Annotated in this window: 20 protein-coding genes; 7 read left to right on the top strand and 13 right to left on the bottom strand. The window is 62.7% G+C overall.

The annotated features are described in order from the left end of the window. Positions 1-79: 79 nt before the first annotated feature. Complete coding sequence (locus tag BV071_RS24200; protein ID WP_265594814.1) at positions 80-1,513, bottom strand: hypothetical protein; 1,434 nt, start codon at positions 1,511-1,513, stop codon at positions 80-82. 271 nt (positions 1,514-1,784) lie between these two features. Beyond that, positions 1,785-3,866: a hypothetical protein gene (locus tag BV071_RS24195; RefSeq protein WP_035612620.1), complete on the bottom strand. Its 2,082-nt coding sequence runs from the start codon at positions 3,864-3,866 to the stop codon at positions 1,785-1,787. Positions 3,867-4,046: 180 nt separating this feature from the next. Here BV071_RS24195 and BV071_RS24190 point away from each other — a divergent pair, with 180 nt between their 5' ends. Next, the gene (locus tag BV071_RS24190; protein WP_035612617.1) at positions 4,047-5,120 is read left to right on the top strand and encodes a hypothetical protein; all 1,074 of its coding nucleotides are present in this window, start codon (positions 4,047-4,049) and stop codon (positions 5,118-5,120) included. Positions 5,121-5,132: 12 nt separating this feature from the next. Here BV071_RS24190 and BV071_RS33605 read toward each other — a convergent pair whose 3' ends face one another. From BV071_RS33605 to BV071_RS24170, 4 genes are all read right to left on the bottom strand, one after another. After that, positions 5,133-8,999 (bottom strand): GH32 C-terminal domain-containing protein, encoded by a 3,867-nt coding sequence (locus tag BV071_RS33605; protein WP_052573833.1) that lies wholly within the window; start codon positions 8,997-8,999, stop codon positions 5,133-5,135. Positions 9,000-9,277: 278 nt separating this feature from the next. Beyond that, positions 9,278-10,948 (bottom strand): glutamine--tRNA ligase/YqeY domain fusion protein, encoded by a 1,671-nt coding sequence (locus BV071_RS24180; protein WP_035612613.1) that lies wholly within the window; start codon positions 10,946-10,948, stop codon positions 9,278-9,280. A 35-nt stretch (positions 10,949-10,983) separates the two neighbouring features. Continuing rightward, positions 10,984-11,400 carry an SMI1/KNR4 family protein gene (locus BV071_RS24175; RefSeq protein ID WP_035612610.1) on the bottom strand — a complete coding sequence of 139 codons (417 nt, stop codon included), beginning with the start codon at positions 11,398-11,400 and terminating at the stop codon, positions 10,984-10,986. 29 nt (positions 11,401-11,429) lie between these two features. Then, on the bottom strand, positions 11,430-12,761 hold the full coding sequence (locus BV071_RS24170) for a dipeptidase (protein ID WP_052573832.1): 1,332 nt from the start codon (positions 12,759-12,761) through the stop codon (positions 11,430-11,432). 207 nt (positions 12,762-12,968) lie between these two features. On the opposite strand from BV071_RS24170, the gene BV071_RS24165 reads away from it, so the two are divergent. Further along, positions 12,969-14,300: a hypothetical protein gene (locus BV071_RS24165; RefSeq protein ID WP_035612604.1), complete on the top strand. Its 1,332-nt coding sequence runs from the start codon at positions 12,969-12,971 to the stop codon at positions 14,298-14,300. A gap of 39 nt (positions 14,301-14,339) precedes the next feature. On the opposite strand, the gene BV071_RS24160 is transcribed toward BV071_RS24165, so the two are convergent. The 4 genes from BV071_RS24160 to BV071_RS24145 all read right to left on the bottom strand — a co-directional run bounded on the left by BV071_RS24160 (position 14,340) and on the right by BV071_RS24145 (position 19,222). After that, on the bottom strand, positions 14,340-14,618 hold the full coding sequence (locus BV071_RS24160) for a hypothetical protein (RefSeq protein ID WP_035612601.1): 279 nt from the start codon (positions 14,616-14,618) through the stop codon (positions 14,340-14,342). Positions 14,619-14,678: 60 nt separating this feature from the next. Continuing rightward, positions 14,679-15,263: a hypothetical protein gene (locus BV071_RS24155; protein WP_035612597.1), complete on the bottom strand. Its 585-nt coding sequence runs from the start codon at positions 15,261-15,263 to the stop codon at positions 14,679-14,681. A 129-nt stretch (positions 15,264-15,392) separates the two neighbouring features. Then, positions 15,393-16,985, bottom strand: coding sequence for a glycogen/starch synthase (locus BV071_RS24150; RefSeq protein WP_075090994.1), 1,593 nt, complete (start codon positions 16,983-16,985; stop codon positions 15,393-15,395). Between the two features lie 389 nt (positions 16,986-17,374). Then, positions 17,375-19,222 (bottom strand): alpha-amylase family glycosyl hydrolase, encoded by a 1,848-nt coding sequence (locus BV071_RS24145; protein ID WP_265594813.1) that lies wholly within the window; start codon positions 19,220-19,222, stop codon positions 17,375-17,377. A 191-nt stretch (positions 19,223-19,413) separates the two neighbouring features. Between BV071_RS24145 and BV071_RS24140 the strand changes: the two genes are divergently transcribed. Both BV071_RS24140 and BV071_RS24135 read left to right on the top strand, forming a co-directional pair. Then, on the top strand, positions 19,414-19,635 hold the full coding sequence (locus BV071_RS24140) for a hypothetical protein (protein ID WP_035612594.1): 222 nt from the start codon (positions 19,414-19,416) through the stop codon (positions 19,633-19,635). Between the two features lie 11 nt (positions 19,636-19,646). Beyond that, a complete protein-coding gene (locus tag BV071_RS24135) occupies positions 19,647-20,873 on the top strand; it encodes an FAD-dependent oxidoreductase (protein ID WP_265594812.1) in 1,227 nt (408 codons plus the stop codon). Between the two features lie 86 nt (positions 20,874-20,959). On the opposite strand, the gene BV071_RS24130 is transcribed toward BV071_RS24135, so the two are convergent. Continuing rightward, positions 20,960-21,463: a ferritin-like domain-containing protein gene (locus tag BV071_RS24130; RefSeq protein ID WP_035612589.1), complete on the bottom strand. Its 504-nt coding sequence runs from the start codon at positions 21,461-21,463 to the stop codon at positions 20,960-20,962. A gap of 343 nt (positions 21,464-21,806) precedes the next feature. Beyond that, entirely contained in the window at positions 21,807-22,166 is a 360-nt protein-coding gene (locus BV071_RS24125) for a hypothetical protein (RefSeq protein WP_035612587.1), read from the bottom strand. 222 nt (positions 22,167-22,388) lie between these two features. Between BV071_RS24125 and BV071_RS33600 the strand changes: the two genes are divergently transcribed. Together BV071_RS33600 and BV071_RS24115 are read left to right on the top strand one after the other, a co-directional pair. Beyond that, a complete protein-coding gene (locus tag BV071_RS33600; protein ID WP_265594811.1) occupies positions 22,389-22,886 on the top strand; it encodes a fasciclin domain-containing protein in 498 nt (165 codons plus the stop codon). 263 nt (positions 22,887-23,149) lie between these two features. Continuing rightward, positions 23,150-23,590: a DUF2383 domain-containing protein gene (locus tag BV071_RS24115; protein WP_035612585.1), complete on the top strand. Its 441-nt coding sequence runs from the start codon at positions 23,150-23,152 to the stop codon at positions 23,588-23,590. A 198-nt stretch (positions 23,591-23,788) separates the two neighbouring features. Here BV071_RS24115 and BV071_RS24110 read toward each other — a convergent pair whose 3' ends face one another. Beyond that, positions 23,789-25,657 (bottom strand): PAS domain S-box protein, encoded by a 1,869-nt coding sequence (locus BV071_RS24110; RefSeq protein WP_052573830.1) that lies wholly within the window; start codon positions 25,655-25,657, stop codon positions 23,789-23,791. 302 nt (positions 25,658-25,959) lie between these two features. Here BV071_RS24110 and BV071_RS24105 point away from each other — a divergent pair. Then, the coding region (locus tag BV071_RS24105) for a hypothetical protein (protein ID WP_035612583.1) at positions 25,960-26,181 on the top strand (222 nt) is incomplete at its 3' end.

The following is a 26,181-nucleotide window of genomic DNA, read 5'->3' as shown; positions in this document are numbered from 1 at the left end:
TTTAGGATCTGCAAAGCCCGATGAAAGATTTGGGTGGGAGGGATCGGCCCAGGGGAAATTCCCGTTAAATCCAGTTCATCTAGAACGCACCCTCGTCGAAGACCACCCGCAGGAATTGCTGGGCCTGCGGGCCAAGCGGCAGATGCAGGCGGATCTGGTCGCGTGTGTCATCGAGGGGCAGGACCTCACGCTGGAGACCGGTGGCGGGAAGCCATCCAGTGAGATCCACTGAAACCTGCGGGCGATCCGCGCCAACCGGCACGCTCCGCCTTCGTGGGTAACTGAGGATCAATTCGGTAGCATTGCGCTCGCTGGTGAAAAGTGGGGCTGCGACCAACGGATTGCCGCCAGTGACGAACTCGAGCCCGTTTACAGTGCCGTCGCCATCCGGGTCGTCTCCCGGCTCCCGTTGATTGGCAAGGCTCTCCGCAGGGAAAGCGGTGGCCGCCCACGCGGCATAAGGCGTGACGACGGTGAAGGTCAGGGTCGTAAGCGCAGCTTCGCCTGTGGGATTGATGGCCATGAAGGTCATTGCGGAGGCCCCCGTGGTCTGCCCGGGCTGAGGGGACCAGCGCATGTTCAAGGTGCGGGTATTCGAGTTCGCCCCGGAGGGCACGGAAGACAGGAGGCTGAGGCCGGGAGGAAGAGCCCCAAAGACGATATCGGTGGCATCCGAAGGTGTGAGTTCTGGATCAACGGCCGCGATCTGGAAGTCTGTATTCTGGCCGATGTAGCCGATCACATTTCTCCCTGCGGGCAGACTCGTGAAGGCAGGCGGAGCCGTAGCGTAGCCAAGAAAGCTGAATACCATGTCCACAGAGGAAGTGCCCTCGCCATCATCCAGGATCACCTGCACGCACTGGCGGATCGCCGCGGCTTGGGCAGGCAGCGTGAAGACTCCGGTGCTGGCATCCAGCGTGGCACCGGTGGGAATCGGAGTCGTCAAGGAGCTCTCCGGCGTGGTGGCGAAGCGATAGCCGAAGCTATCGCCATCCGGATCCGAAGCCGGAATGGCAAAGGACAACGGCGCACCGGTGGGAGCGTATAGCACCTGAGCCGGTAGATAGACCCGCGGCGAACTCCGGACGGGGACATTCTCCGCGAGGATCACCTGGGCGCTCAGCCGCATGTCGATCCCGCTGCTGCCGTTCGCCGGCAAAGGAGCGGGACGGCAGCAAGTGGAAGTGAATGCGGTGAAACTGCCACTCCCGCTGAAGGTATAGGTATGCGGGAAGACTCCGCTCGTCACCATCTTGTCACGGGCCGCATCGATCGAGGTGACGACCAGATTGACGGCGGTAAGGCCCGCATCGCCGAAGTTTAGTAGGGATCCCGTGTTGATCGTATCGCCAACATTTACCGCAGGATAGAGACCACGCCGGATGGTCCGGGTGACCTCGACATTGACCGTCTTGGGTCCGGTCTGGGTCCAGCTCATGGTGCCGCCCCAGACACTCTGGGCACTGGCGACTGGAGCAAGTGCGGCGCAGAACGCCGAAAGGAGAAGGAGCAAGATTGCACGCCTGAGGAAGGCGCTGAGCGGGCAGCGGGGGATCATAGGACCGAGCGGGGGGAAACTGGCCAAGAGCAGCAGACCGGGAGCGCGACGGCTGGGCCGTCCACGCCCCGGCTAGAAAAGACCGGCTCGCCAAGGACTCTTGCCCGCGCCGTGACAGCGCGGGTCAGATATCAGGAGAAAACTCCCGCATATCAAGTCAGCAGCGACCCACGGCGGGGATGGCATAAGCATCCCGCCTTTTCAAGGATATTGGTTAGAGCGCTGCCTAGCGCTTCTCTCCAAGCGAGCCCTTGAACTCCCACTTCTCGCCGAAGAAGCCCGCGGCGGGGATCGCTCCGGGGTAACGGCTGTTCGCCGGGGTATTCAGGTCGATCACCGCCCAGTCTGGCAGCTTCGGAGTCTGGCGGGCGTTGTTGAGGTAGTCGTACTCGCGGAAGGTGAAGCTGCTGTTGAAGACCACGTAGCGCTCGGGGTTGAGCGGGTTCGGGTAGATGCAGACCAAGGCGTGGTCCGCGGCGGGGAAGCTCTTCTCACCGGCTTGGATGTTGCCAGCATCCCACTTCAGAGGCAGTTGCGGGCCGACCTTGGCCATGAGGGCATTCGAGGTGGGATCACCCCAGAGGATCAGGTTCGCGGAGCGGATGTCTTCCTCGGTGACTGCAGTGTCGTCCTTGATCCGGACATCGCCGCGGAACTGCTTGCGCCATTCGCGGATGGCGCGGTCGAGCTCGGCGCTCGCCCAGGCACCGGCCTTCTCGTTCGCCGCCTTGCCAGTGGGGCGGACGAAGATGAAGGAGTCCATGAAGGCGTCGTCGATAGGGCCTTGGAGGTCGCGCTTCTTGCGCAAGCCCTCGGCCTTGTCCGGGGCTGCGCGCCACTTCCCATCGGCCTGGCGGACGAAGCTCATCCGCAACGAGCGGTCCGAAGGCCGGGTGATCTCCCCCTCGATGGCGCTCTCGTATCTGGCATCCTCACCACCGGCGGCATCCCGGATATCGACCCCGAAGGAGCGCCCGATTTCCTCGGGGAAAGTCCCGGGATCAAAACGCAGGGTGAAGGCGCCGACATTTGTCGCATCGATGAGGAAGCCCGCCGTCGAGAAGGAACCGCGGATGGAGGCGGGCTGCCAGTGCTCGCCGAGCGCATCGATCTCGATCCATGCATCACGGTTCGTCTTCAGCGAGTAGGTCTCCCAGTAAACCTCACGTGGCACCCGCCTGCGCCCGCCCTCTGCGATGGTGTCGATGGCGTCGGCTACGATGGCCTTCGCGCCCTTCTCGTAGCTGTGTGCTGTCTTCGGGCCGATAACATGGCGCAGGAAGATCCCGCTGTCGTTCGCGCCGATGATCCCGGCCATCCGGTCGGCCGCTTGCTTCTGCTTATCGATCTCTCCACTGTAGGCGACGGTAGGACAATTCACTAGGTTCCGCGCCACCACAGTGGAGTCATAGAGATTCCACAGAGTCCGCTCCCACGCATAGGGCTTCAGCGCCTCGCCTTGGAAGTTGTTGAGGAACTCCTCCGTCTCGCTGAAGCCCGCGCCGGGATTCGCCGCGCACCACTCCCAGGCATGATGGGTCGCAATGTGCCAGCAGGCCGCACCGCCAAGGGAGAAGCCGCGCACGATGATGCGGTCCTCATCGATGCGGTAGTCGCGCTTCACGACATCGAGCGCTTCGAAGAAGTCGGTCTCGCCGGCGAAGCGCTGGCCATTGCAGTAGCGGCCGTAGGGATGAAGCACGAGGGTATCCTGCGGCGTGAACTCGCCCGCCTGGGTCATGCGTTGATGGATGAAGTCGAGCTCGCTGAGCTTCTCGCCGCGACCGTGGAACCAGCTATCGAGACGCCAGCGGTGGGGAGAATTCGCACTGAAGGAGGGCGGCACGACCAAGCCGAAGGGCTGCACGCTGCCATCAATCTTCGAGAGGTAGCCGCGTGGCACCAGGCCGATCTGCTCCAGCCACGGGGTCTTGCCCTGGATCAGTGCCTCCAGGCGGGAGAAGCCTTGCTTCAACTGCTCCGTGGCCCACTCGCTTTGCTTGGCCTCGTAGAACTCGTCGTAGCGCAGTGCCCAATCGACCGCCTTGTGGAAGATCTGGACGTCGGGGAGATAGGCGAGCACAGGCTTCCCCGCTAGGCTCGTGCGGGCGGCCTCGATCGCCGCGCCGAGGCGGGCGGTTTCGGCTGTTAGGGAGGCGCGCTGATCGTCCGGGATCGCCACACCCGGCGGCGGGATCGGGCGGACCTTGTCGGCGAGGTTGTCCGCGGCGCCGTCGGCATGCAGCACAAGCGTGGAGGAGCCTAGAACGAGAAGGGCAGCAGGTAAGGCGAGGCGGCGCGTGAGCATGACAAAGGGATGGGCAGGTCGAGATCACGATACGGGAATTTGCGCGCGGTCTCGCAGGGAGATTTGCGGCCCAGCATCCACTGCTACAAACCGGCACCACCTCGATCGTTGTCATCCGCCGGTGGAGCGAGCATGTTAAGGCTACTCTAGGAATTCCGGGAACCTTCCTTCCCTTCCACCATGAATAATCCTTCCCTCCCGCTGTGGCAGAGGCTCCTGACCGCCGCTGTCCTTCTATCAGCCCTTTCAGGCTTCGCTTCCACCGCCTCCGCGAGCTTCCATCTCATGCAGATCGAACAGGTGATCGGCAGCGTGAATGGCAACACGGCAGCCCAAGCGATCCAATTGCGGATGAGATCGTCGGGGCAGAATCTGGTGAGTTCCACCAGCCTGTGGGCGGCCGATGCGGCAGGAGGCAACCGGGTCTTACTCTTGAACATCGCGTCGGATGTCGCGGTCTCTACTTCAGGCTCGCACATCCTGCTGGCGACATCAGCCTTCACCACCGCAATGCAGGCCACCCAGCCGAGCTTCGCGCCGGACTTCACGCTGGCCACTCCGATCCCTGCTTCCTATCTTGCGGCGGGCCGCCTGACCTTCGAGGTCGATGGCGGGACCGTGGCCACGCCGGGCACGATCTACTGGTCCCTCTCTTGGGGAGGTGCCAACTATACCGGCCCCAATACCGGTGACCTCACCAACGACGCGAACGCGAATTTCGGCCCGCCCTTCGCTGACCCACTGCCAAGCTCCGGAGCCCAGGGCATCCACTTCACGGGTGCCGCGACCGCGGCAAGCACGAGCAATCTGGCCGACTACGCGCTGACGGCGAATCCTGCAACGGTCATCAAGAACAATGGCGGCTCCTTCACGCTTCCTGTCGCCCTGACCGCACTGCAGGCGTGGCGGCAGACTTACTTCGGAACCACCGCGAACGCTGGCAACGCGGCGGATGACTTCGACTTCGACAAGGACGGCCTGGTCAACCTGCTGGAATTCGGCTTCGGCCTCGATCCAACCAAGGGCAACTCCGTGCAGCTCCCCCAGGGCCAAGTGAGCGGGAGCAATTTCACGATCAGCTTCACTCAGCCGGCAGAAGTATCGGGAATCACCTACGGAGCGGAAAGCTCCGCCACCTTGCAAGCCGGGAGCTGGACGCCGGTGGCGGATACCGGGAGTGGCAATCAACATGTCTTCAGCATCGCCACCACCGCGGTAGAGGGTTTCATCCGGCTGAAGGTGACCGCGCCGTGAGGAGCCGCCCCATCACAACCCTTCCCACATCGACTTGAGCGGTACGACGCTGAGCGACTGGAGGGTCACCGTGCCGCCGCTGGCGCTCATGGAAATTCCCGCAGCACTCGGCTGGAAGTAGCGGGTGCAGGAGAGCTCGCCGCCATTGGCGAAGGACTCGACCGAGGCGCGATCCACCAGGAACTCCACGCTCGTGAGCTGGCCTTGGACGGCATTGGCCCCGGTCCCGGCATTCAGCGAGGTTGAAGTGAGCGTGACGTTAAAGCCGCGGAGATTGAAGCTGAACGTCGCGCCCGCAGGGATGCTGAGCTGGGCACGGATGCGATAGAGATCGCCGCTCGCCGCCAGCGGCATCTGCTGGCCGGCCGTGAGGCTGAGGTTGCTCCAGCTTTGCCCGGGATTTTCCAACAAGGAGAGCTCGGCCACCGGCTGGCGGAACAAGCGCAGGCCGCCGGGCGTCTGCTGCAAGGTCATCTCACAAGGAAAGGACACCTGCTGACTGAAGGGCATGCCGGGGAAATCCGAGCCGCGCATCCAGGCCATCTGAATCCGACGGCCGTCGCCGGTCTCGGTGTTGTTGAAGCTCTGCGTGGCGTAGAAATTGGTGCCGCCGAAGTCGCAGAGCATGCGCGGCGTTTCCTCGGTGAATTGCGTGCCGCTAAAGGTGCCGAGCGAGTAGGTGCTATCGGCATGAATGAGAGCCCACTTCTTGACCGCGGGGTTGCCGGCCAAGGGGATCTCGAAGAAATCCGGGCACTCGAAGGCGTTGTTGATCGGGTGGTTCTGGTTGGTCCAGTGCAGCAGGTCGGGCGAAGTGAAGATGTGATACTTGCCGCTGCCATACATCACCATCACCCACTGGTTGCTGGCAGCATGGCGGAAGACCTTCGGGTCGCGCTCGGGGAAGCTCAGGATGGGATTGCCCACGTAGTGGGTCCAGCTGCGGCCTTTATCGAGGCTATAGGAGATGCAGTGGCTGTTGTTGTCGTTGCGCGACCAGAAGGCGACCATCGGGGGGTGGGCCGGATCGGCGCCGAGGCCGGAGGTGTTCCCATAGTCGATCACACAGGATCCGGACTGCACGCCGCTATCAAGCTGCTCTTCCCAGAAGGCGGGCTCCAGCTCCGTCCAGTGGACGAGGTCCGTGCTGACCGCGTGGATCCAGCACTTGTTCCAGCGCTGGGCGAAGAGGTGATACTCGCCCTCGTAGTAAACCAGCCCGTTCAAATCATTCAGCCAGCCCTCCTGGCGCATGCCGGGATTGAGGCGGTCCATCGTCCACTGCCGCGCGGTGAAGTGCAGCTGCGGGCGCAGGCTTTCCTGATAGAGCACGCCCTTGTCGATCGGCAGCACCGCGGGCGTATCCGTCTGCTCGATCCGGCCGACATTGACATGCCCCCAACCGCCGCTGGCTTCATCCACGATCTCGATCCTCGCTGTCCGGCCAAGCCATGGGCCGACATCCCAAGAAGCGGGATTCAGGTAATCGCTGTAGCGGCCGGTGGCGCTCTTCATGATCTTGCCATCGACGAGTAGATTCAGACAGGCGTGGCGCTCGTAGTCACCCCCGGCGATGCTGAAGGAAATGTAGCGGCGTTGGATCGTGAACTCCGCGGAAATCAGATGCCCTTGCGGCCCGTCGCCCTGGATCTCGCTGCTGGCCACACCGCCATCGGCATTCTGGATCTGGAGCTGGGTGATCAAGGGGCCATTGGCCGGACCTTGGCTGAAAGCGGTTCCGGTCGCCGTCCAAGTCGGGCCGTAAGTGCTGCCGTCGAAGTTCCCGATACTGAGATCTTCACCGCTGTAGGCGCTGACCTCCACGCGCAGGAAGCCGCGTGCCCCCTCCCCCGCCATGGCGAAACTACGGTACTCGTAGTTGGCAGGAGCCGGCGGCAGCCCCGTGGTGACGGTGGCCACCGGGGTGACCGCCGCACCGGAGCTATCGAGATCGCGGCTGCCGCGAACCGTGTAAAGGAATCCATCCCGCATCGCCGCGGGCGCAGGCCCTGCCGTGAAGGCCGGCGTGCCGCTGCGAACCGCGATGGTCAGGACCGGAGTCGTGGCGGGCACCATGTAGCAGGCGCCGGCATCACTCCCATTCGCCGCCGTTCCACCCAGGGCGAACTCCAGCGCATTCGCCCGGCCATCGTGATCAGGATCGGCATCGGGACCAATGACCGCGGGATCACTCTGCCCCGGAAAAGCCGCCGCGATCCATTCCTCGAAGGCCGTGCCACCCGTCCTCACCAACGCGATCTGGCCGCTGCCCTGATAGTGGTAGTCGAGCTGATAGCCGCTCGGCATGCCGCTCACCGTCGCAAAGGGCGCGGGCTGCGCGCCGCTGTAGCTTCCGATAACCAGGGCCGGGGCAGTAGGTTGATTCACGCTGCTGATCGCCAGGCTGCCGGCGCTGATATCGAGATCTCCCGTGACCACCAGTTGATCGCAGGTGTTGCCACTGACCTGGCAGGCATAGGTGCCCGCAATCGTCGTCGGCCCCGCACTGAAGGTCCCGATCACCACGCCCGGGTTGAGCGTGGCACCCGCTGCTACCGTGAGCGCTCCGGTCAGCTTTCCATTGCCGCCTAGAGTTCCGGCGGAGACCTGCGTGGTGCCGGTGAAGGTGTTCACTCCGTTCAGCAGCAGGCTTCCCGCTCCACTCTTGATCAGGCCTCCGCTGCCGGAGAGCGGCGTATCGATGCTGAGGCTGTAGCCGTTGCTATCGAACTTCGCACCACCCGCTTGCAGGGTAATATCGCTGCTGCCGAAGTTGTTGAAGAAGTTGCCGGAGATCGCGGCGTTGGCCTTGATCAGCCCGCCATTGAGTAGCACCGAGGCAGTCCCGGAAGTTTTGTAGAAGCCAGGTGTCTCCAAAGTCCCGCCATTCAAGGTGAGCGTGCTGTTGCCGCGGAAGGAGATGCCCGCGCCACCGTCGTCGCCATTGTAGGAGTGCACCTTGAGCGTGCCGCCATTGAGCGTGATCGCGCCGGTGGATCCGGAATTGCCCAACCAGATCTGGCGGGCGGCATTCACCACCGCATTGCCGCCGATCGTCAGCTCGCCCTTGGAGCCACTGCTATCGGTGCCGACTATGAGATAGGTTCCCGACTTCACCGTGCTGTCGCCGCTCACGTTCATCGCGCCGCGCACCCCGAGCTTGCCGACCACCAGGCTGCCAGCGCTCGTGACGGTGGCGCTGTCCTTCACCGTCAGGTTGCCGCGGGTCGCATTGCTTCCGATCAGGCCGACCGCGAGCTCATTCCCGGAGCTGAGCTTGCCGGAGTCCTGGACAGTGATGCTCGAGTTGAAGTTGCCGGTATTCACCCCGACATTGATGTCCTGCGTCGCGCTCTTGAGCTCGGAAGTGCCACCAATGATCAAGGTGCCCGTGCCGCTGGCATCACGACCGATGTTCGTGGTGCTGTTGGTGCTGACCACGGCATTTCCGCTCAGGGTCAAGGTCCCGGTGCCACCACGCGAGCCGACCCAGAACTCACCACCACCGCTACTGGTCAGTGTGCCGCCGCTAATGGTGTAGCTTCCGGTGCCCGTGCCACCATTGGCATTGTCCCCGCCGATCGAGACCTGTGAGGTCGACGTGATGGCACCGCCGCTTTGCGTGATCGAGCCCGTGCCCGAGTGATTGCCAAGAAAGAGCGTGGTGACGCTGAAGCTATTCCCGCCGGCGATGGTCGCGGTGCCGCTATTGGCGATGTTCGCGGAGTTGGCGGAGGGGACATTGCCGCCCGCCCAGTTCGAGCCGGTGCCGAAGGGTCCGGTCGCGCCGCTCCAATCGATCGCAGCGGCGACCATCGGCAACAGGGTGAGAACTCCCGCCGCAGCGCGGAGGAAGGGGCTGGATTTCAGGTCGAGCATGGGTTCGCGAACGCCCCTCAAGGTCCGCGTGCCCGGGTGAAACCGGAAGGAGGGAATGGGGCCGGGGGAAAAGACCTGTCTTTACCAATTCGGGGTGAAGCTGACCGGTTGCGACAAGAGCTGCCTTTCGGTAGGGCGGCTCTGGCCTCAGGCCGCCCCGGGCGGTCCACGCGGACCTCAAACCTCTTTTACGCTCGAGGGTGATCCCCTCATCGCTCGCGGCGCGCTGAGGCCAGCGCGCCCTACCGGGCGGAAGACGATCCTCACATCGCAATGGCTTACTTCTTCGCCCAAGAATCCCGCAGCGCCACCGCACGATTGAAGACCGCCTTTTCACCGGTCTTGTGATCATGCCTATCCGCGACGAAGTATCCCAGCCGCTCAAACTGGCAGATCCACTCGGGCTCGGCCTCTAGCAACGCAGGCTCGACCCAAGCTGAGATCGTCTTGAAAGAATCCGGATTGATCACGCTGACAAAGCCGCCCTCGGCCCCATCGGGATCTTCCACGGTGAAGAGGCGGTCGTAGAGCCGCACCTCCGCGGGCACGCCGTGCTCCGCACTCACCCAGTGGATCGCGGCGCGGCACTCGACACCGGCGGGAGCATCCGCGCCCTTGGTGCCGGGCAGGTATTCGCAATTCACCTTCACCACCTTGCCAGAGTCATCCTTCTCAAAGCCGGTGCACTTCACTATGTAGCCGCCGCGCAGGCGCACATGGCGATCCGGGCCGAGGCGATAGAACTTCTTCTCCGGCACTTCCATGAAGTCGTCCGACTCGATCCAGACCTCGCGCGAGAGCTTCACCTGACGCGTGCCCATGGCGGGGTCCTTCGGGTGGTTATCGAGTTCAATGTCCTCGCTCTGGCCTTCCGGCAGATTCGTGATGACCAGCTTCAGCGGATCGAGCACAGCCATGCGGCGTGCCGAGGCGGTATTGAGATAATCGCGCACCTCGAACTCCAGCAGCGCCACATCGGTGATGCCGTTGAACTTGGTGATGCCCACCTTGTGGCAGAAGTTGCGGATCGCGGCGGCGGGATAGCCGCGGCGGCGGATGCCGGAGATCGTGGGCATCCGCGGATCATCCCAGCCGCTCACCAGGTTCTCCTTCACGAGCTGGAGCAGCTTGCGCTTGCTCATCACCGTGTAGTTCAGGTTCAGCCGCGCGAACTCGATCTGGCGCGGCTTGGCCGGCACCGGGCAATTGTCGATCACCCAATCGTAGAGCGGGCGGTGGATCTCGAACTCCAGCGTGCAGAGCGAGTGCGTGATCTTCTCCAGCGCATCCTCCAGCGGGTGCGCGTAGTCATACATCGGGTAGATGCACCAGGCATCGCCGGTATTGTGGTGTTCCGCCTTCAACACGCGGTAGATCACCGGATCGCGCATCACGATGTTCGGCGAGGCCATGTCGATCTTGGCCCGCAACACCGCTTCACCTTCCTCAAAGCCACCGGCGCGCATCTTCGCGAACAGCTCGAGGTTTTCCTCCGCCGAACGATCGCGATAGGGCGAAGGCGTGCCCGGCACGGTCAAGTTGCCGCGCGTGCTCTTGATCTCATCCGCCGTCTGCTGATCGACGTAAGCGAGGCCGTTCTTGATGAGATGCACCGCGCACTCGTAGTAGAACTCGAAGTAGTTGCTCGCGAAGAACAGGTTCTCGCCCCAATCGAAGCCGAGCCACTTCACGTCCGCCTTGATGCTCTCGACATACTCGGTCTCCTCCTTCTCCGGATTCGTGTCGTCGAAGCGCAAGTGGCAGCGCGCGCCGATGCCCGCATTCTCCTGCGCGATCCCGAAGTTCAGGCAGATCGATTTGGCGTGGCCGATGTGCAGATAGCCATTCGGCTCCGGAGGGAAGCGCGTGATCGTGGTCTCATGCTTACCGGAGGCAAGGTCCGCGGCAATGATGTCGCGGATGAAATCGGACTTGGGAGAATCGGACATGAAGGGAAAACGGAAAGGCAGTGACCGCTGCCGGTCTATTCAATCGTGAATCGGGAAAGGTCGTCGGCGAAGGGCTTCAACTCCCCAAGCTCGTGGAAGAAGATAAAGATTCCGTCGCCATACGCGGAAGCATCAGAAGCGTCGGGCAAAATCACCAGTAGATCCCCGCCACCATCGGCAGCGATGGCCAGCGCATCATCGGGAAATCCACCCCACTCCTTCGCCGACTTGGTCTCGGCCAGGATGTGGTTGCAGGAGCGGCTGAGGCGCTTGCGGTCCGAGGCATCCTTGATCGGATAGAGCTGCCAGGTGTCGTCCTCATCGTTGGACTCCTTGAGCCAAGCAGTGCCGCCGTTGCACGCCATCATCATGGAGCGATAGACCGGCGGAAGACGGAGCCCGAGCTCAGCCTCCGTCAAGACGACCTGCGCTTCTGAAATGTCGAATGCCATGGCGACCTGATTTCACCGAGCCAAGAGACTCACTTCCCAAGCTCCTCCAGCAGCGCCTGGTTCAGGCGAATCCCCGCTTCGAAATTCTCCACCGGGAAGTTCTCATCCGGCGAGTGGATCTGCGAGTCAGCAAGCGCCAGGCCAAGCAGGATCGTATCCACGCCGAGGATATCCCGGAAGGCCTGCACGATCGGGATGCTACCGCCTTCGCGGATCAGCACCGGCTCCTTGCCGAAGGCCGTCTTCAGCGCGCGCTGCGCGGCTTGGCCGAAGGGCGCGTGCGGATCGGTGTAGAAGGGCTTGCCATCGTGGCCGCCGACGTAGAGCAGCGAGACACCCGGCGGGCAGTGCTTGTCGAGGTGAGCCTTCACCTTCTCCATGATCACCGCGGGGTCCTGATTCGGCACCAGGCGGAAGGTGAACTTCGCGAAAGCCTCAGCCGGCAGCACCGTCTTCGATCCTTCACCCTGATAGCCGCCACCGATGCCGTTGATCTCGGCGGTAGGGCGTGCCCAGGTGCGCTCGGCTGAGGTGTAGCCAGCCTCGCCGTGGGTCTTGGAGGAACCACTGTAGCGCAGGAAATCTTCATCGCTGGTGCCCGGCAGCTTGGACCACATCTCGCGCTCCCAGTCTTCCAGCGGCTTCACGTCATCGTAGAAGCCCTCGACCTGCACGCGGCCATCAGCATCGTGGAAGGTCGCGACCAGACGCGCAATCTCGGTGGCGGGATTCCGGATCGCGCCGCCGTAAATCCCGGAGTGCAGGTCACGCGCCGGTCCGCGGAGGATCACCTCGCAGGCGGCGATGCCACGCAGGCCGTAGCTCAGCGTCGGCTGGCCGGGGGCGACCATGCCGGTGTCGGAAATCGCGATGATGTCGCACTTCAGCAGCTCGCGGTTCGCTTCCAGGAAGGGCGCGAGGCTCGGGCTGCCGATCTCTTCTTCACCCTCGAAGAGGAAGGTCAGGTTCACCGGCAGTTCGCCCTTTTCCTTGAGCGTCTTCTCCACCCCTAGGATGTGCGCGAGCATCTGGCCCTTGTTGTCGGTCGAGCCGCGGGCCCAGATCTTGCCCTCGCGGATCTGCGGCTCGAAGGGCGGCGTGGTCCAGAGATTGAGCGGATCCACCGGCTGCACATCGTAGTGACCGTAAATGAGCACCGTCTTGCGGCCGGGCTTGTGCTCGTTCTTGGCCACCACCACCGGATGCCGCGGCGTCTCGTGCAGGGTCGTCGCGAGGCCCATGCCGGTGAGCTTGGTCACGATCCACTCCGCACAAGCGCGCACGTCCCCCGCATTCCGCGAGTCCGTGGAAACACTGGGGAAACGAAGAAAGGCGAAGAGATCCTCAAGCTCCGGCGTCATGCGCGGAATCCAAGCGGTCCCCTCCCCTGCCCGGCAAGGCGAATCCGGGGAGATGGGGAAATCGCCACGATAACCGGAAATCGGTCATATGAGCCCGATAGGGCCTATGCAGCTCCACTTCCGGGGCGACCCCGCGAAAGCGAGGATGCATGACACAAGCCCAAAATCCACCCAAGAAACCCAAACCCGTTTTCGTTCCTGCCGCAGATGAGCGACATGGAGTCCGAACACGACTACGAACCGGCCTACGTCCCGGCCGTCCAGCCCAAGAAATCCTTCTGGAGCCGGCTCGGCGGCGGGGCCTTGAGCATTTCGATCCTCGTCCACGTGATCATCCTGATCGCCGGAGCCTTCTGGGTATTCAAGATCATCAGTCCTCCCGAGAAAACAGTGGATTTCATGCCACCCGCCGGTGGTGGCGGCTCTCCCGAAGGCGAGACCCAACAGAAGGCCCGCCAGAAGATGATGACCCAAAATCTCGCCCGCGTCGCAGCCATCGGCGCCACCAGCTCTGCGATCACCCTGCCCGAGCCTGACCCGACCTCCAACATGGCCAGCCTCGGCGAGCTGAGCGGCGGGTCCCTCTCGAAGGGCAAGGGCGGCAGCGGCACGGGCGGCGGTCTGGGCAGCGGCAATGGCACCGGCGTCGGATCCGGCATGGGTCCCGGCCTCGGCGGCGGCGGCAAGGGCAACCCCTTCGGCATGATCGAGGCCAGCTCCAGCACCCTCACCGGGACCTTCTACGACCTCAAGCAAACCAGCAACCGCGAGCCCACCAACATGACCGACGACGAGATGCGCCTGACAGTGCGCGAGATCGTCGACAAGGGCTTCAAGGAAAAGGAGTTTGATAAATACTACCACGCCACGCAGAAGCTGTATCAGAACAAACTCTTCATGCCCCTCATGAGCGCGGATGGGGCGCCCGCCGCCTTCAACTGCGAGAAGGAAGTGCAGCCGCGGCGCTGGATCGTGGTCTACCGCGGCACCGTCAAGGCCCCGAAGACCGGCAAGTTCCGCTTCGTCGGCGCCTGCGATGACCTGCTCGTGATACGCTTCAACAATCGCACGATCTTCGACTACGGCTACACCCTCGGCTGCACCGGCACCCACATGTTCGGCCGCGCGGCGGACGTAGACGGCACCAACAACAACGAAGAGCTGGCCAAGGACATCCGCAAGATGGGCCCGATGAAGGTGCCGATCCAATTCTACAAGTACGACACCTCTCCGAACTACAACGACAACATCGGCGGCTTCGCCGTTGGACCGGAATTCCAAGTCCGCGCCGGGCAGAGCTATCCGATTGAGATCCTCATCGGTGAAATTCCCGGCGGATTCTTCGGCGTCGGGCTAATGATCGAAGAGATCGGCGCGAAATACGAAAAAGCCTCCACCGGTTCTCCGATCCTGCCGCTCTTCCGGACCGACGATTCACTGCCCGATCCAAACCTCAAGGGCGCCGCCCCGCAGTATGCCCCGGACGGCCCGATCTGGAAGCAAGCCGGCAGCGGCGCAGGCCTTGGTTCAGGGATCTGATTTGATCTGACCTTTTCGATTCGTGGGAGCGGGTCCGGACTACATCCGGTCCCGCTCTTCTTTGATCACCGCACAGGCATCAAAAACCGCGAACATCACCAGGAAGACCGCCTGCGCGCCACACACCGCCCAATAAATCAAGAAGCGCCACGGGTCCTTGCTCAGCCATTCATTGATCCCCCACAGACCGAAGGCGAAGAACGCCATCATCGAGAGCAGGAAATAGCTCATCATCCGCCGACGCATCACCCGGTCATGGAGGATCGCCCGGGCCAGGCCCTTGTTCTCCGACCACCGGGATGCGGGTTTCTTACTCATCGGGCGCCAGTTTTGGTCACGAGCTCGCAAACGGCAAGCCGGGTGTAATACCCCCGCGTCTCAGCTCCCCCTCGCCTTCAGCCGGTCCAGCAGGGCATTGCCAAGGATCAGCGCCGGCAGCCCCAAGGCCGCGAGCTCCAGGTAAAACCACTGCGTCGGCTTCACATCCACCGACGCCACCAGTTGTTGCGCGATCTGCTTGCCCACGTCGTCGTGCGGGCCTTTCTCGGCGCCGGGATCACGTTGCTTTTCCAAAACCTTTTCCATCTCCCGTTTGGCGGGGAACCCGAGCGCCGCCTGCGTCAGTAAAAAAGCCAGAGCAAAGACACAGAGGATCCCGCCACCGCGTTCGCTGTCCTTGTCGCCCTTGACCAAGGCGGCGAAGGAAATCAGCAGCGCCGAAGCCACCGCGATTAAGGCCGCCGCCGCGAGATAGGAGGTCCCCAGGGACTCCTTGCGTTCCGAAAGCCTGAATTCTCCCGGCTGCTGTGGGGTAGACGGGGCCGCCGAGGTCGCCGAACCCACGATCATCTGCACCCCGGTCTGGCTCCCCATGCGCCTGCCGTTGCACTCGATGGACACCCAGGGCAGGAAGAAAAACACCAGCGCTGCCAGGGCGGAGACAATGTTGAGCTTGGGGATCATTCCCCAGTTAGGACAACAAATGCCCTCGAATCAAGGCATCCCGCTTCGCCTCACAACTCGGCAAATGGATGATCCCCGCCGCAGCGCCACGGTCTTCGCAAACTCCAAAAGAATCCGCCGCCCCGCCTCTCAAGCAGCCTCAATATGCACCAACTGCGGCTTCGCGACCGGTCTGAAGCCAGGCACTGCCTCCACCCGAGCATCCCCGATGATCCGCCCGGACAGCTCCTCATAGAGCTTGATGTAGGCCTCCGCCGTATGCTGCGGCGAAAAGGCCTCGCTGCTCTGCCGCATGATCCGCGCAATCTCCCGCTCGCGCTCCTGCTCGGGCCGGATGAAGAAGCGCACCGCCTCATCGATCGCCCAGCGCAGGCCGCCGCAGTCGTGCGTCTCGAAGACGAAGCCATTGCCCCGCTGATTCGCCGCATCCAGATGCAGCACAGTATCCTGCAGGCCACCGGTGCGGTGCACGATCGGCAGGCTGCCATACTTGAGCGCCACCATCTGCGCGAGACCGCAGGGCTCGTAAGCCGACGGCACCAGCACGAAATCCGATGCGGCATAGGCCTGCCGCGACAGGCTTTCCTCGAAACCGCACACCGCCACCCGCTTCTGCAAACCGTGGAAGTTCACGATGTGCTCGAAGTGCGGCTTGAAAGGTCCATCCGCCACGAACACGACCTGCAATCCGAGCGAAGAGTAATCGTTCACCACCTGGTAAAGGATATGCGCGAGCAGCCCGCAGCCCTTCTGCGTAGGATCCAGGCGCGAAGGCCAGAATAGCATCGGCGCGCTGGCATCCTCCTCTAGGCCCAGCATCCTCTGGAGCTGAAGCTTGTTTGCCAGCTTCCCAGCCCGGTGATCCTCAGCTCCGTAGCATTGGGCGATCCGCAAGTCATGCTCCGGCGCGCAGGAAGGATCCGGTGCATTCAAAATGCCGGATGCCGCACCGCAATGGCTCTTGCCGCGCAAGACATCACACAGCCCCCACCCGGCCACGTGCCGGCCATCCATCATCTCCTGCAGGAAACTCGGGCTCACCGTGTTCACATGATCCGCCGCATTCATCGCGGAAGCCATCATGCTCACCGGATTCGAATTACGGCTCTCCTCATACGAATGTGGGTAGTGCCCGAAGTGAAGATTCTGCCAGAACCGCGCCGCATCGATCCCCCGGTCCTCCGCCTCCGCCATGGTGGTGATCTCGTCGTGAAGATTGTGCACCGTGAAGAGACTCTTGATCCCCATCGCCTTCGCCGCCGCGGGCACTAGGCCGGTCATCCAATCGTGACAGTGGACGATGTCCGGTTTGACCGCAGGCAGGATGTTCTGAATCACATCGCGCTGGAAGGCCAGCGCCGCCCGGCGGTTCGCCTCCTGCGAGCCATCGTAAACCGAGCGGCGATAAAAGAACTCGCGGTCCTTGCACAGGTAGAGGCGGCGCGACATCGGCGCATCTGGAAAGAGGCTGCGGAAGTGCGGCATGGCGACCCGCACGTCGATCCCCCGCGCCGAAAGCTCATCCACCAGCAGCGTGCTGATGTCGGCCAAGCCGCCCGCCTTCGCCCGCGGCCCGGGTATGCCGTTGCGACCGAGGTAACCGCTGCCATTGAGTTCGGGGGTAACGATCAGGATGCGCGGACGGCGCAGCCGGTGCTGCCTTTCTCTCCTCTCCGGTGAATGAACTTCAGGACTGGAGAGGTGGGCGACTTTGGCGATCATGGACGTAGGCGTGAGGAAAAGTTGCAGAGGATTCGCCCGGGTAAGACAGAGGGCAGCCGTGAGGGCTGAAATCGGCGAAAACGGGCGTGCGAGTAACTTACTAGCGGGCCTCGTGCCATCTTCACGCAGGGGCTGTCTTGGAAGCATCCAAGACTCGCAAGACCTTGCCATTGGCCCAGCTACGGAAGGTGACCAAAATGCCAAGATGAGTCACGTCAATTTATCGAATCTCCACCGGTTGCAAAACCCCACGAACGGCGATGCAGGATGCAAATACTTCCGGCCCTCCAAGGGTGAAACCGGTTTGATCCAGCACCACCGATCGAGTCGTTTCATTCATCCTGCAAGAGCAAGTCCATGAACCGTAATCCCATGCATCATACGTTTGTTTAGTCTTGGCTCATCACCACCAGCGCGTAGGGCGGCAGCGTCAAACCACCGACCACCCCTGGATGTCCGATTTCTCCCTCACGGCCTTCCACGCAAATCAGATCGGCATCGCCGAAGTCGGAGCTGTAGCCGGTCCAGTCGGCATTGAAACGGACCATCCATTCCCCCTCGGCCGGCAGGGTCAGTTCGTAGAAGTCGTGCTCGCGGTTGCTCAGGTTGAGGATCACCACCGTGCTGTCGCGCGGGCCACCTTCATGCCAGCGGTGCCAGGCCAGCACCTTGTTCTCCGCATCGCGGTGGAAGACATCGACATGCTGGCCGGTGAGACCGCGGCTGAAGCCATCCAGATTCCGCCGCAAGCGGATCAGATCGCGATACGCCAGACGGATCCCGCGGAAGCGCCGCGCCTTTTCCCAATCCAGCGGATCCTGGTCATCGAACCAACCGTCCTCCAGGAATTCCTGTCCTTGGAAAAGCATCGGCACTCCGGGTGAGGTTAGCACCACCCCCGCTGCCTGCAGGGCGCGCCGCCGCGCCCACACGCTTGCCGGGTTTCCCGGATCGATCTCGGACACGAGCCTCTGCTTGCCATTCGCCACCTCGTCGTGGGACTCGGAATAGATCACCCGCCGGAAGGCATCCTCGCTATTCTGCGGAATGATCGCGGAGACCATCGCGCCGACATCACGCGAATCGTCGTCGGGATTCTCCAGCACCGCGCGCACCGGATGCACAAAGCAAGCATCCCACTGGGTGTCGAAGCCCGCGCCACCATCCTCCACCCAAGCGGTAAGCGCAGCGTTGCATCCCAAGTCTTCCGCCACCGAAATGATCCGCGGCGAGTGCAGCTTCAGGTCCTTGTTGATCCATTGCAACACCTGCCAGCCATCCGGCAGGTCTACAGACTCATGATGCTCCAAACCCTTGGTGCGGCGGATGTAGCTGACAGCATCCATGCGCAGCCCGTCCGCGCGGAACTCTTCGATCCACATCAGCGCATTATCGCGCAGATACTGCCGGACTTCGTGCCGGCCGTAGTCCGGACGCGTGTGCCCCCACGGCGTTTCCGCCTTCCAGTCATTGTAGAAGTAGATTCCGCCCATGCCGTTCTCCGACCACGCGTCGAACTGCCACATGTCGAGCGAATCAGGACCGAAATGATTGTACACCACGTCCAGCAGCACCGCGATCCCGTGGCGGTGTGCCTCGCGGATCAGCGTCTTGAGCCCATCCGGCCCGCCGTAGCTCGCCTCCACCGCAAAGGGGTTGCAGGGATTGTAGCCCCACGAAGTCTCACCGGGGAACTCGGTCGGCGGCATCAATTCGATCACATTGATCCCCAGATCCTTCAAGTACGGCAGACGTCGTATCACACTCTCAAAGGTGCCGGTCCCGCGCTTCTTCTCCGGACAAAAGGTGCCGACGTGGAGCTCATACACCACCGCCTCGTGCAGGTAGGGAATCTCCCACTCCACATCCTGCCAGTCGAAGCGGTCGCGGTAGATCACCCCATTGCCGGTCTCGGGATCGATCATCCGCGCACGCGGATCCACCTTCAGCAGCGTCTGCTTCCCGCAGCGCAGGCAGAACTTGTAATGCTCGCCATCCTTCAGCCCGGGAACGGACACGCTCCAGATCCCCTCGCCCTCTTCCTTCGCCAGCGGGATGCCCGGCTCGGCCCAATCGTTGAAGCTTCCGGTAACATGCACCGCCTTCGCATGCGGTGCCCAGACTCGGAAGTCGGTGCCGTCATCATGCGGCATCGCGCCCATGCCGGGACGCTGGGATGGAGCGGGCTTGTTGCCTTTGCGGCTGGAGCGGCAGGGGCCGGTGCTGGTGACGTTCATAAGTTCTCACCTCCCTCAGCAAAGCCTGTGCCCTCGCCCATAAGCCCCTGACTTCAATACCATAGCAGTTTCCAAGCATGCGGAATGCATGCGGTGCGGGATGCACCCGGCCGCGAAATGCATGATCCCTCCGCATGGAACCAACCACGCTCGCCGCTTGCACGAGTGCAGGCCAAGGGCGAAGCTGAAGAGTGAAGAAAGACACGCTCATCCCCGCACGCGAAATCTTGGCGGCGCACGAACAAGCGGCTGCTGAAGTAACCCAGCTCCGCCGCAAGGGCATCCATTGCCACATCGAGGAGCACGCCGCACCGGGAGGCCATTGCCTGGACGTGGTGGTGGATCGCGAGGGACCGGTCGAAGCGGTGCCGCCACCGCCGCCACAAGTCCGAACCAAGCGCAGGCGTTTCTAATCCTTCAGCTCATGGACCCCTCCCCCTGCATGGACCTGAGTTCCGGGCACGCCTACTGGCGCGAGAAGAACGGCATCCTCGCGAACTACCCGCCGCTGGATGAAGACGTCGCCTGCGATGTGGCCATCCTCGGCGCCGGCATCACCGGTGCCCTCATCGCCGAGGCCCTGAGCGCCGATGGCCACGAAGTCATCGTGCTCGATGGCCGCGATGTCGCCACCGGGAGCACCAGCGCCAGCACCGCCTTGCTGCAATATGAGGTCGACACCCATCTCATCGACCTCATCGCGCAATACGGCACCGATGCCGCGCGAACTGCCTACCTCGCCTGCCACGATGCCATTGATCTGTTAGAAGAACGCGTGGTCAGCCTGGGCTTGGAAGCTTGCAATTTCACCCGCAAGGACAGCGTCTATCTCGCTTCGCGCCCGCGCGACGTGCCCGTCCTGCGAAAAGAGGCGGAAGCGCGGCGCCAGGCCGGCATCGAAGTCCACGAATGGTCACCGTCCGAAATCGCGGATCACTTCAGCTTCCAAGGCCATCTCGCCCTTCACTCGCCGCAAGCTGCGGAAGTGGATGCCTACCGCCTCGCCCATGGCCTGCTGGCTGAGCTTGTGCGCCGCGGCGGCAAGATCTTCGACCGCACCCGCGTCACTGCCGTGGAAATCGATGCCGCCGGGCTCATCCTCCGCACCCACCGCGGCGGCAAGGTGCGGGCCAAGCGCCTCGTCGTCGCCATGGGCTATGAGACCGAATGCCTCTTCGACACCGCTAAGCTCGTGACCCTACACAGCTCCTTCGCCCTCGCTTCCGAACCTTTGGAAGAAGCGCCAGGCTGGTGGCGGCGCTGCCTGCTGTGGGAGACCGCACGCCCCTACTTCTACCTGCGCGGCGATGCCGATGGCCGCGCAATCATCGGCGGCGAGGACCTGCCTTTCCGCAATCCCGCCGCGCGTGACCACCTCGTTCCCCGCAAGACCAAGCGGCTCGAAAAGCGCTTCCACGACCTGTTCCCGCAAGTCCGCATGGAGAGCGCCTTCTCTTGGGCTGGCACCTTCGGCGAGACGAATGACGGCCTCGCCTACATCGGCAGCTACCGCAAGCATTCCCTCTGCTACTTCGCCCTCGGCTTCGGCGGGAATGGCGTGATCTACAGCGTCGTCGCCGCGGAGATCATTCGAGCGGCACTCCGTGGCAAGGAGCACCCGTGGGCCGTGCCATTTCGCTTCGACCGCTAGGCGGGGCCACTTCGGATACAAATGGAAAAAAGCCGGACCGATGGAATCGGATCCGGCCATGCTAGGGCGGGGAAATTGTGACAAGATCAATGCGTCGCCTCTTCGTTTACGCCCGTGCCGAAGAGCCCGCCGGAAGCGATCTTGGTCAGCGCCTTGTCAGCGTTCCCTTCCTCCTCGATGGATTTGGTCAAGATTCGCGCGTCCTCATCGAAACCGAGGCACTGGGCGAACGCACGGGCCACACCATAGGCGGCGATCTCGTAGTGCTCCACGCGGTTGCCCGAAGCGATCAGCACCGCATCGCGCACGTTGCCCGGACTGGTGTTTTCCACATGCTTCTTGGCTTCCTTCACCAGGCCGCGCATCGCATCGCATTCCTCGCCTTCCGCACGCATCCCGTGGCTTTCGAAGATCTCCTGCAAGCGCGCCTTCTGCGTCCGGGTCTCATCGAGGTGATGGTTAAAGGCATCGCGGAGTTCCTCATGGCTGGCATTAGCAGCCATCTCGGGCAGAGCCGCGATCAATTGCGTTTCGGCGCTGAAGAGGTCGCGGAGTTGATCGAAGTAGAGTTGTTCAAGGTTGGTGATCATGGTGGGCCCTCTTTCGCAAGAAACGTGCCGCCGACAGAATCGCTTGCCATCAAGCCTTTGCGCTGCGCCGCCCCGTCATTCGGATGCACGATGCATCTCCCGGCACCGCAGCCTGCAATCCACCCGAGATATGAAACCCGTTAACTGCGGAGCCTCTCGCTCTCGACCTTCCGGGCGCAAAGGAAAGCCCCCGGAACTTGCGTTCCGAGGGCCTTCCGGATAGCGGGCGACCAACTCCCCCCAGACTCAGTCGCCACTTTTCCTGAATTAACTTCCTACCGAAACGCTTGATCGCAAGGGGAAAACCACCGCTGCTTCATCCGTATTTCCACTGACACGCCGATCATAAGATCGCGGCCACCAGCGCGGGATCCTTCATCACTAGATCCCGACAGGATGGCCATGTCTCCACCGCTTGGTGCAGCGCCGCCTTCGCATCGCCATGCTGGCCGCAGCGGAAGAACTCACGCGCCAGCGTGGCGTAGAAGCCCGCCGCCATCATCCGCTCCAGAGCCCCCATCCTGCCCAAGTTGCCCGCGATCTGCACCCCGTGCTGCCACTCCTGCAGCGCCACGCAGGCCCGCAATTCAAGGCGCAATACCTCCGGCGTCAGGCGTATGGACTGCGGAACTTCGTCGAGTTCCTCGATCACTTCCGGCCACAGTTCCAGTGTTGCATAGCCCTCGGCCGCGCGAAATCCCATGGCGGACCGTAGAGCGCAAGCGCGCCCGGTCAAGGCGCACCCCCCTAACAGTCGCGCCTTCGCCCTTCGCGATTTGCAGTAGTCACCCTCCGCATGGATCCGGGCTTCCGCAACGGGAGATTTCCCGGAGGACGCATTCTTTTCCAATCCGCATGCCAGCTGCTGGATAGTCCGTGGTGGGAGGCATTCCGCTTCCCTCACCGTGACCACAAGGAGGATATCATGAAGACTACATGCACTCTCGCGATCATCGCGACCCTTGCGGGCGGAACCATTTTCGATTCCGCCGCCGAAACTCCGATGCGTTCGAAGGATCTCCCGGCAACCATCGCCGCAGAGCCCGGGCTCACTACCTTCACCAGGCTGGTGAAGGCCGCTGGCCTCGAAGCGACCCTGCATCGCAGTGGTCCTTACACCATCCTGGCACCCAACGACGACGCCTTCCGCATGCTGCCGGCAGGCACACTCGAAAAACTGCTGAAGCCGTCGAACAAGCAGCGGCTGGCAGATCTGATCGCCTACCACATTGTCCCTGGAGACTTTCCCTCCGCAAAGATCGACACCGAAGAGCACGCAACTCTTCAAGGCAGCAAGCTGGTGCTGAACCATGCCCTCGGAACCATCTGGGTCGGCCGCGCCGAGGTCATCAAGAAGGACGTCGAAAGCGGCAACGGAACAGTCCACATCATCAACATGGTCCTGGAGCCCGACCGCGAATAGATAACCGATCAAACGAATGCCCAAGCAGGTGGCTGACAGGCCAGCTTGCTCGGGTATTTTTACTCTAGCAGAAATGGCACGCCTCTCCTTGGTAACGTGCATTTTACACGCCGGAGTGCAGGCCATCGCGCAATGCCGCACCCCGCGCGACCTTCGCCCAAACCACCAGCACAACCCAAGTCGCTCTGAATCAAGCGGCAGACCCTTTACCCAAGGACGGCGCGCGGATTGCGATGAAGGTTTTCATCAACCCTTAATCGAACATGACTGCTACCTTCGACGAATGCATCGAGGTCTCGAATAGCCTCCTGCGCGGTGAACTCTCGGCCGTGGAAACTTACACACAGGCTTTGGGCAAGTTCCGCCGCGAACCGGAGCGCTCGCTGCTGATGTCGATCCGCGCCGACCACCAGGATAGTGTTGTGCGCTTGCGTCGCCACATTGATGACATGGGGGTGCAGCCTGACGAAAACTCCGGCGTCTGGGGCCAATTCGCCAAAGCCGTCGAAGGCTTTGCCAAGGTCTTCGGCCAAACCACCACCCTCATGGCTCTGGAAGCTGGTGAGCTCTCCGGTGTCGACGACTATATGGTCGCCCTCGACGACCCCGAGATCATGGATGAGATCAAGCAGGAGATCCGCGACGTCCTGCTCCCCCGTCTCGAGCGCCACCTCGACTCCCTCCGCCGCGTCCGCGCCAAATAAGCCGGGCGCTCGAATACCCGATTTTCTAGGGCTGGAAATGGGCACTCTCCGCAAGGAGGGTGCCCTTTCTTTTGCCGCTCAATCTCAAATCTTAAAATGTGAGATCTTTCTCACCCTTGGAGCAACGACTGCGCCCCCTCAATCTCCGATCTGAAATCTCAAATCTCGAATTTCAAATCGCCTCTCACAGATCACCGATCACTCGGCACCCTTTGCTAATCTCTCCATCAACCCGCGCAAATCCCCAGGACTCACTGGCTTCACCAAGTGATAGTCAAATCCCGCTTCGCGCGACTGCCGTTTGTCCTCCTCGCGGCCCCAGCCGCTGAGCGCGACCATCGTCACGCCCGCACCACCGGGAAGCTGCCGGATACGCCGCGCCGCCTCAAAGCCGTCCATCCGCGGCATCCCCAGATCCATCAGGATCAGTTGCGGCATCTTTTGCTCCGCCACTGCCACCGCCTCCTCGCCGTCATAGGCCACCTTCACATCCTTGCCTTCCATCTCGAAGAACATTGCCAGGATATCCGCCGTGGTCTTGCCATCATCCACCACCAGCACATGCCGCAAGCCGCCATCACCGGCCGGGCTTTCGGCCCCGCCATCCACGGCTGTTAGGGCCAGCTCCGCACACAGGCTCTCGGCGGGCAGTCTCACCGTGAAGCGGCTGCCTTTCCCGACTCCTTCGCTCACCACCTCGATCGTTCCCCCGTGCAGTTCCACCAGCGACTTCACCAGCGTCAGCCCGATGCCCAGGCCATCCTGTCGCCCGTGATCATCCTGTTCAAAGAGATCGAAGATCGATTCGCGGCGCTCCGCCGCGATTCCCTCCCCGTCATCCACCACCGCGATCCACGGCCGCGTCCCCTCATCCACCCCGTGCAGCAATTGGATATGCCCGCCCGGCGGCGTGTATTTGGCCGCGTTCGACAGCAGGTTGGAAACCACCTGAGCCATGCGGTGCGGATCCACCTCCACCTGCACCGCCACCTCGGCCTCACGCATCTGGAAATGGTGGTCGTGCTGCAGGATCACAGGCTGGGCCGCCTCCACCGCACTGCGCAGCACCTCATCCAGGTTCACCTGCTCCTTCTTGAGCACGATCTTGCCGGTGTTGATGCGGGACATATCTAACAAATCATCGATCAGGTGAACCATTTGCCGGGTCTGGCGTTCCATCATGGCGGCTACCCTCACGACGGTCTCAGATCCGGGGGTCGAAGATCGGATGACTTCGAGCCCCGTCAAGATCGGCGCGAGGGGATTGCGCAATTCGTGGGCAAGCGTCGCCAGGAAGCGGTCCTTGCGGTGCTGGGCCTCGCGCTCCTCGGTAATGTCGGTGTGGGTCCCGAACCACAGGCGGAGCACTCCCTCCCGATCGCGCACTGGCAGCATCTGGCAGAGGTGCCAGCGGTAGTCACCGTCCGCCCGGCGGAGGGTAAAGGCCTCCCCGAAGGGGGTCCCCTTGCGGATCGCCCTGTCGAAGGCCGTGGCCATTCCGTTTGTCTCTCCGTGGAAGCTCCTCCAGTCCTCGGCCGCAGCGCTTCCACGCTCGCCGCCGGTGTAGTCATACCAGCGCTGGTTGAACCAAAAGATCTTCCCATCCGGCTGCGCCATCCAAGCCAGTTGCGGGATCGAGTTGGCCAAGGTCCGGAAGAGCTCCTCGCTCTGGCGCACTGCACTCTCCGCCGATTTGCGCTCGGTAATGTCGGTCATCGAGCCGATGTAGCCCGCAGCCTCCCCCTGCCGCGGCAGGGCGGTATCCAGAAACCAGCGGAACTCCCCGTCACTCCGCCGCACCCGGTATTCGATCGCGGTGCCCGGTGGCCGCCGGCGCGCATCCCTCAGCAGCTCCCCGGCATCCGCCCGGTCCTCGACATGCAGCCCCTCAAGCCAATCGTCGGTCAAGTCACCGCCCGGCGGCAGCCCGGTGAAGTCATACCATGAGGGGCTCAGGTCGGAGCAGCGGCCCTCCTCATCCGCACTCCAGATCATCACCGGCGCCAGATCGCCTGCCCCCGGCTCAAGGGGACCGCCGTCATAAGAATCTGGAAGAACTGGGGCCATGACTGCTGTGGTTGGGATGGGACGGCCTCTCGGGATTCTGCAACGGCGGCCTGCTGCCTCCGGAGCGGAATGCACCCCTTAGGCGGCACCCGCCGGGTGAGGCCGGATCGGTGGCATTTCAAGCAACCACGGGGATATCCGGGCCTTCACGCCCCTTTCTCCTCCGCGTTTTCTTGGCTTATGTGATTCGCTCACATTGTGGAATCCGCAGTCGCTATGCCACCCGCAGCCCCCGCATCCTTGCCGCCGCGGGATTTCCGTGCATGGTGTTAGGTTTCCATCCCCCGTATTCCCGTCACATCATGAAAACGACACTTGTCCTGTTCGCCGTCCTTCTCGCCGGCGTCGCGTTCTTCGACCTCCGGGCGCAAAACCCCGGCGGCTCCACCTCCAGCGGCGCCAAGGTCGCCTATCCCTACGGTCAGGAGTGCATCCTTACCGTCGATCCCACCGCCGAACGCACCATCCAAGTCTCCACCCAGGCCACCCCATCCGGCTTCCAGCAGGACGGCACCCTGCGGGGA

Origin of the sequence: Haloferula sp. BvORR071 (assembly GCF_000739615.1) — a bacterium.
Classification (GTDB): Bacteria; Verrucomicrobiota; Verrucomicrobiia; order Verrucomicrobiales; family Akkermansiaceae; genus Haloferula.
This window is presented reverse-complemented; position numbering and strand designations above follow the sequence as displayed.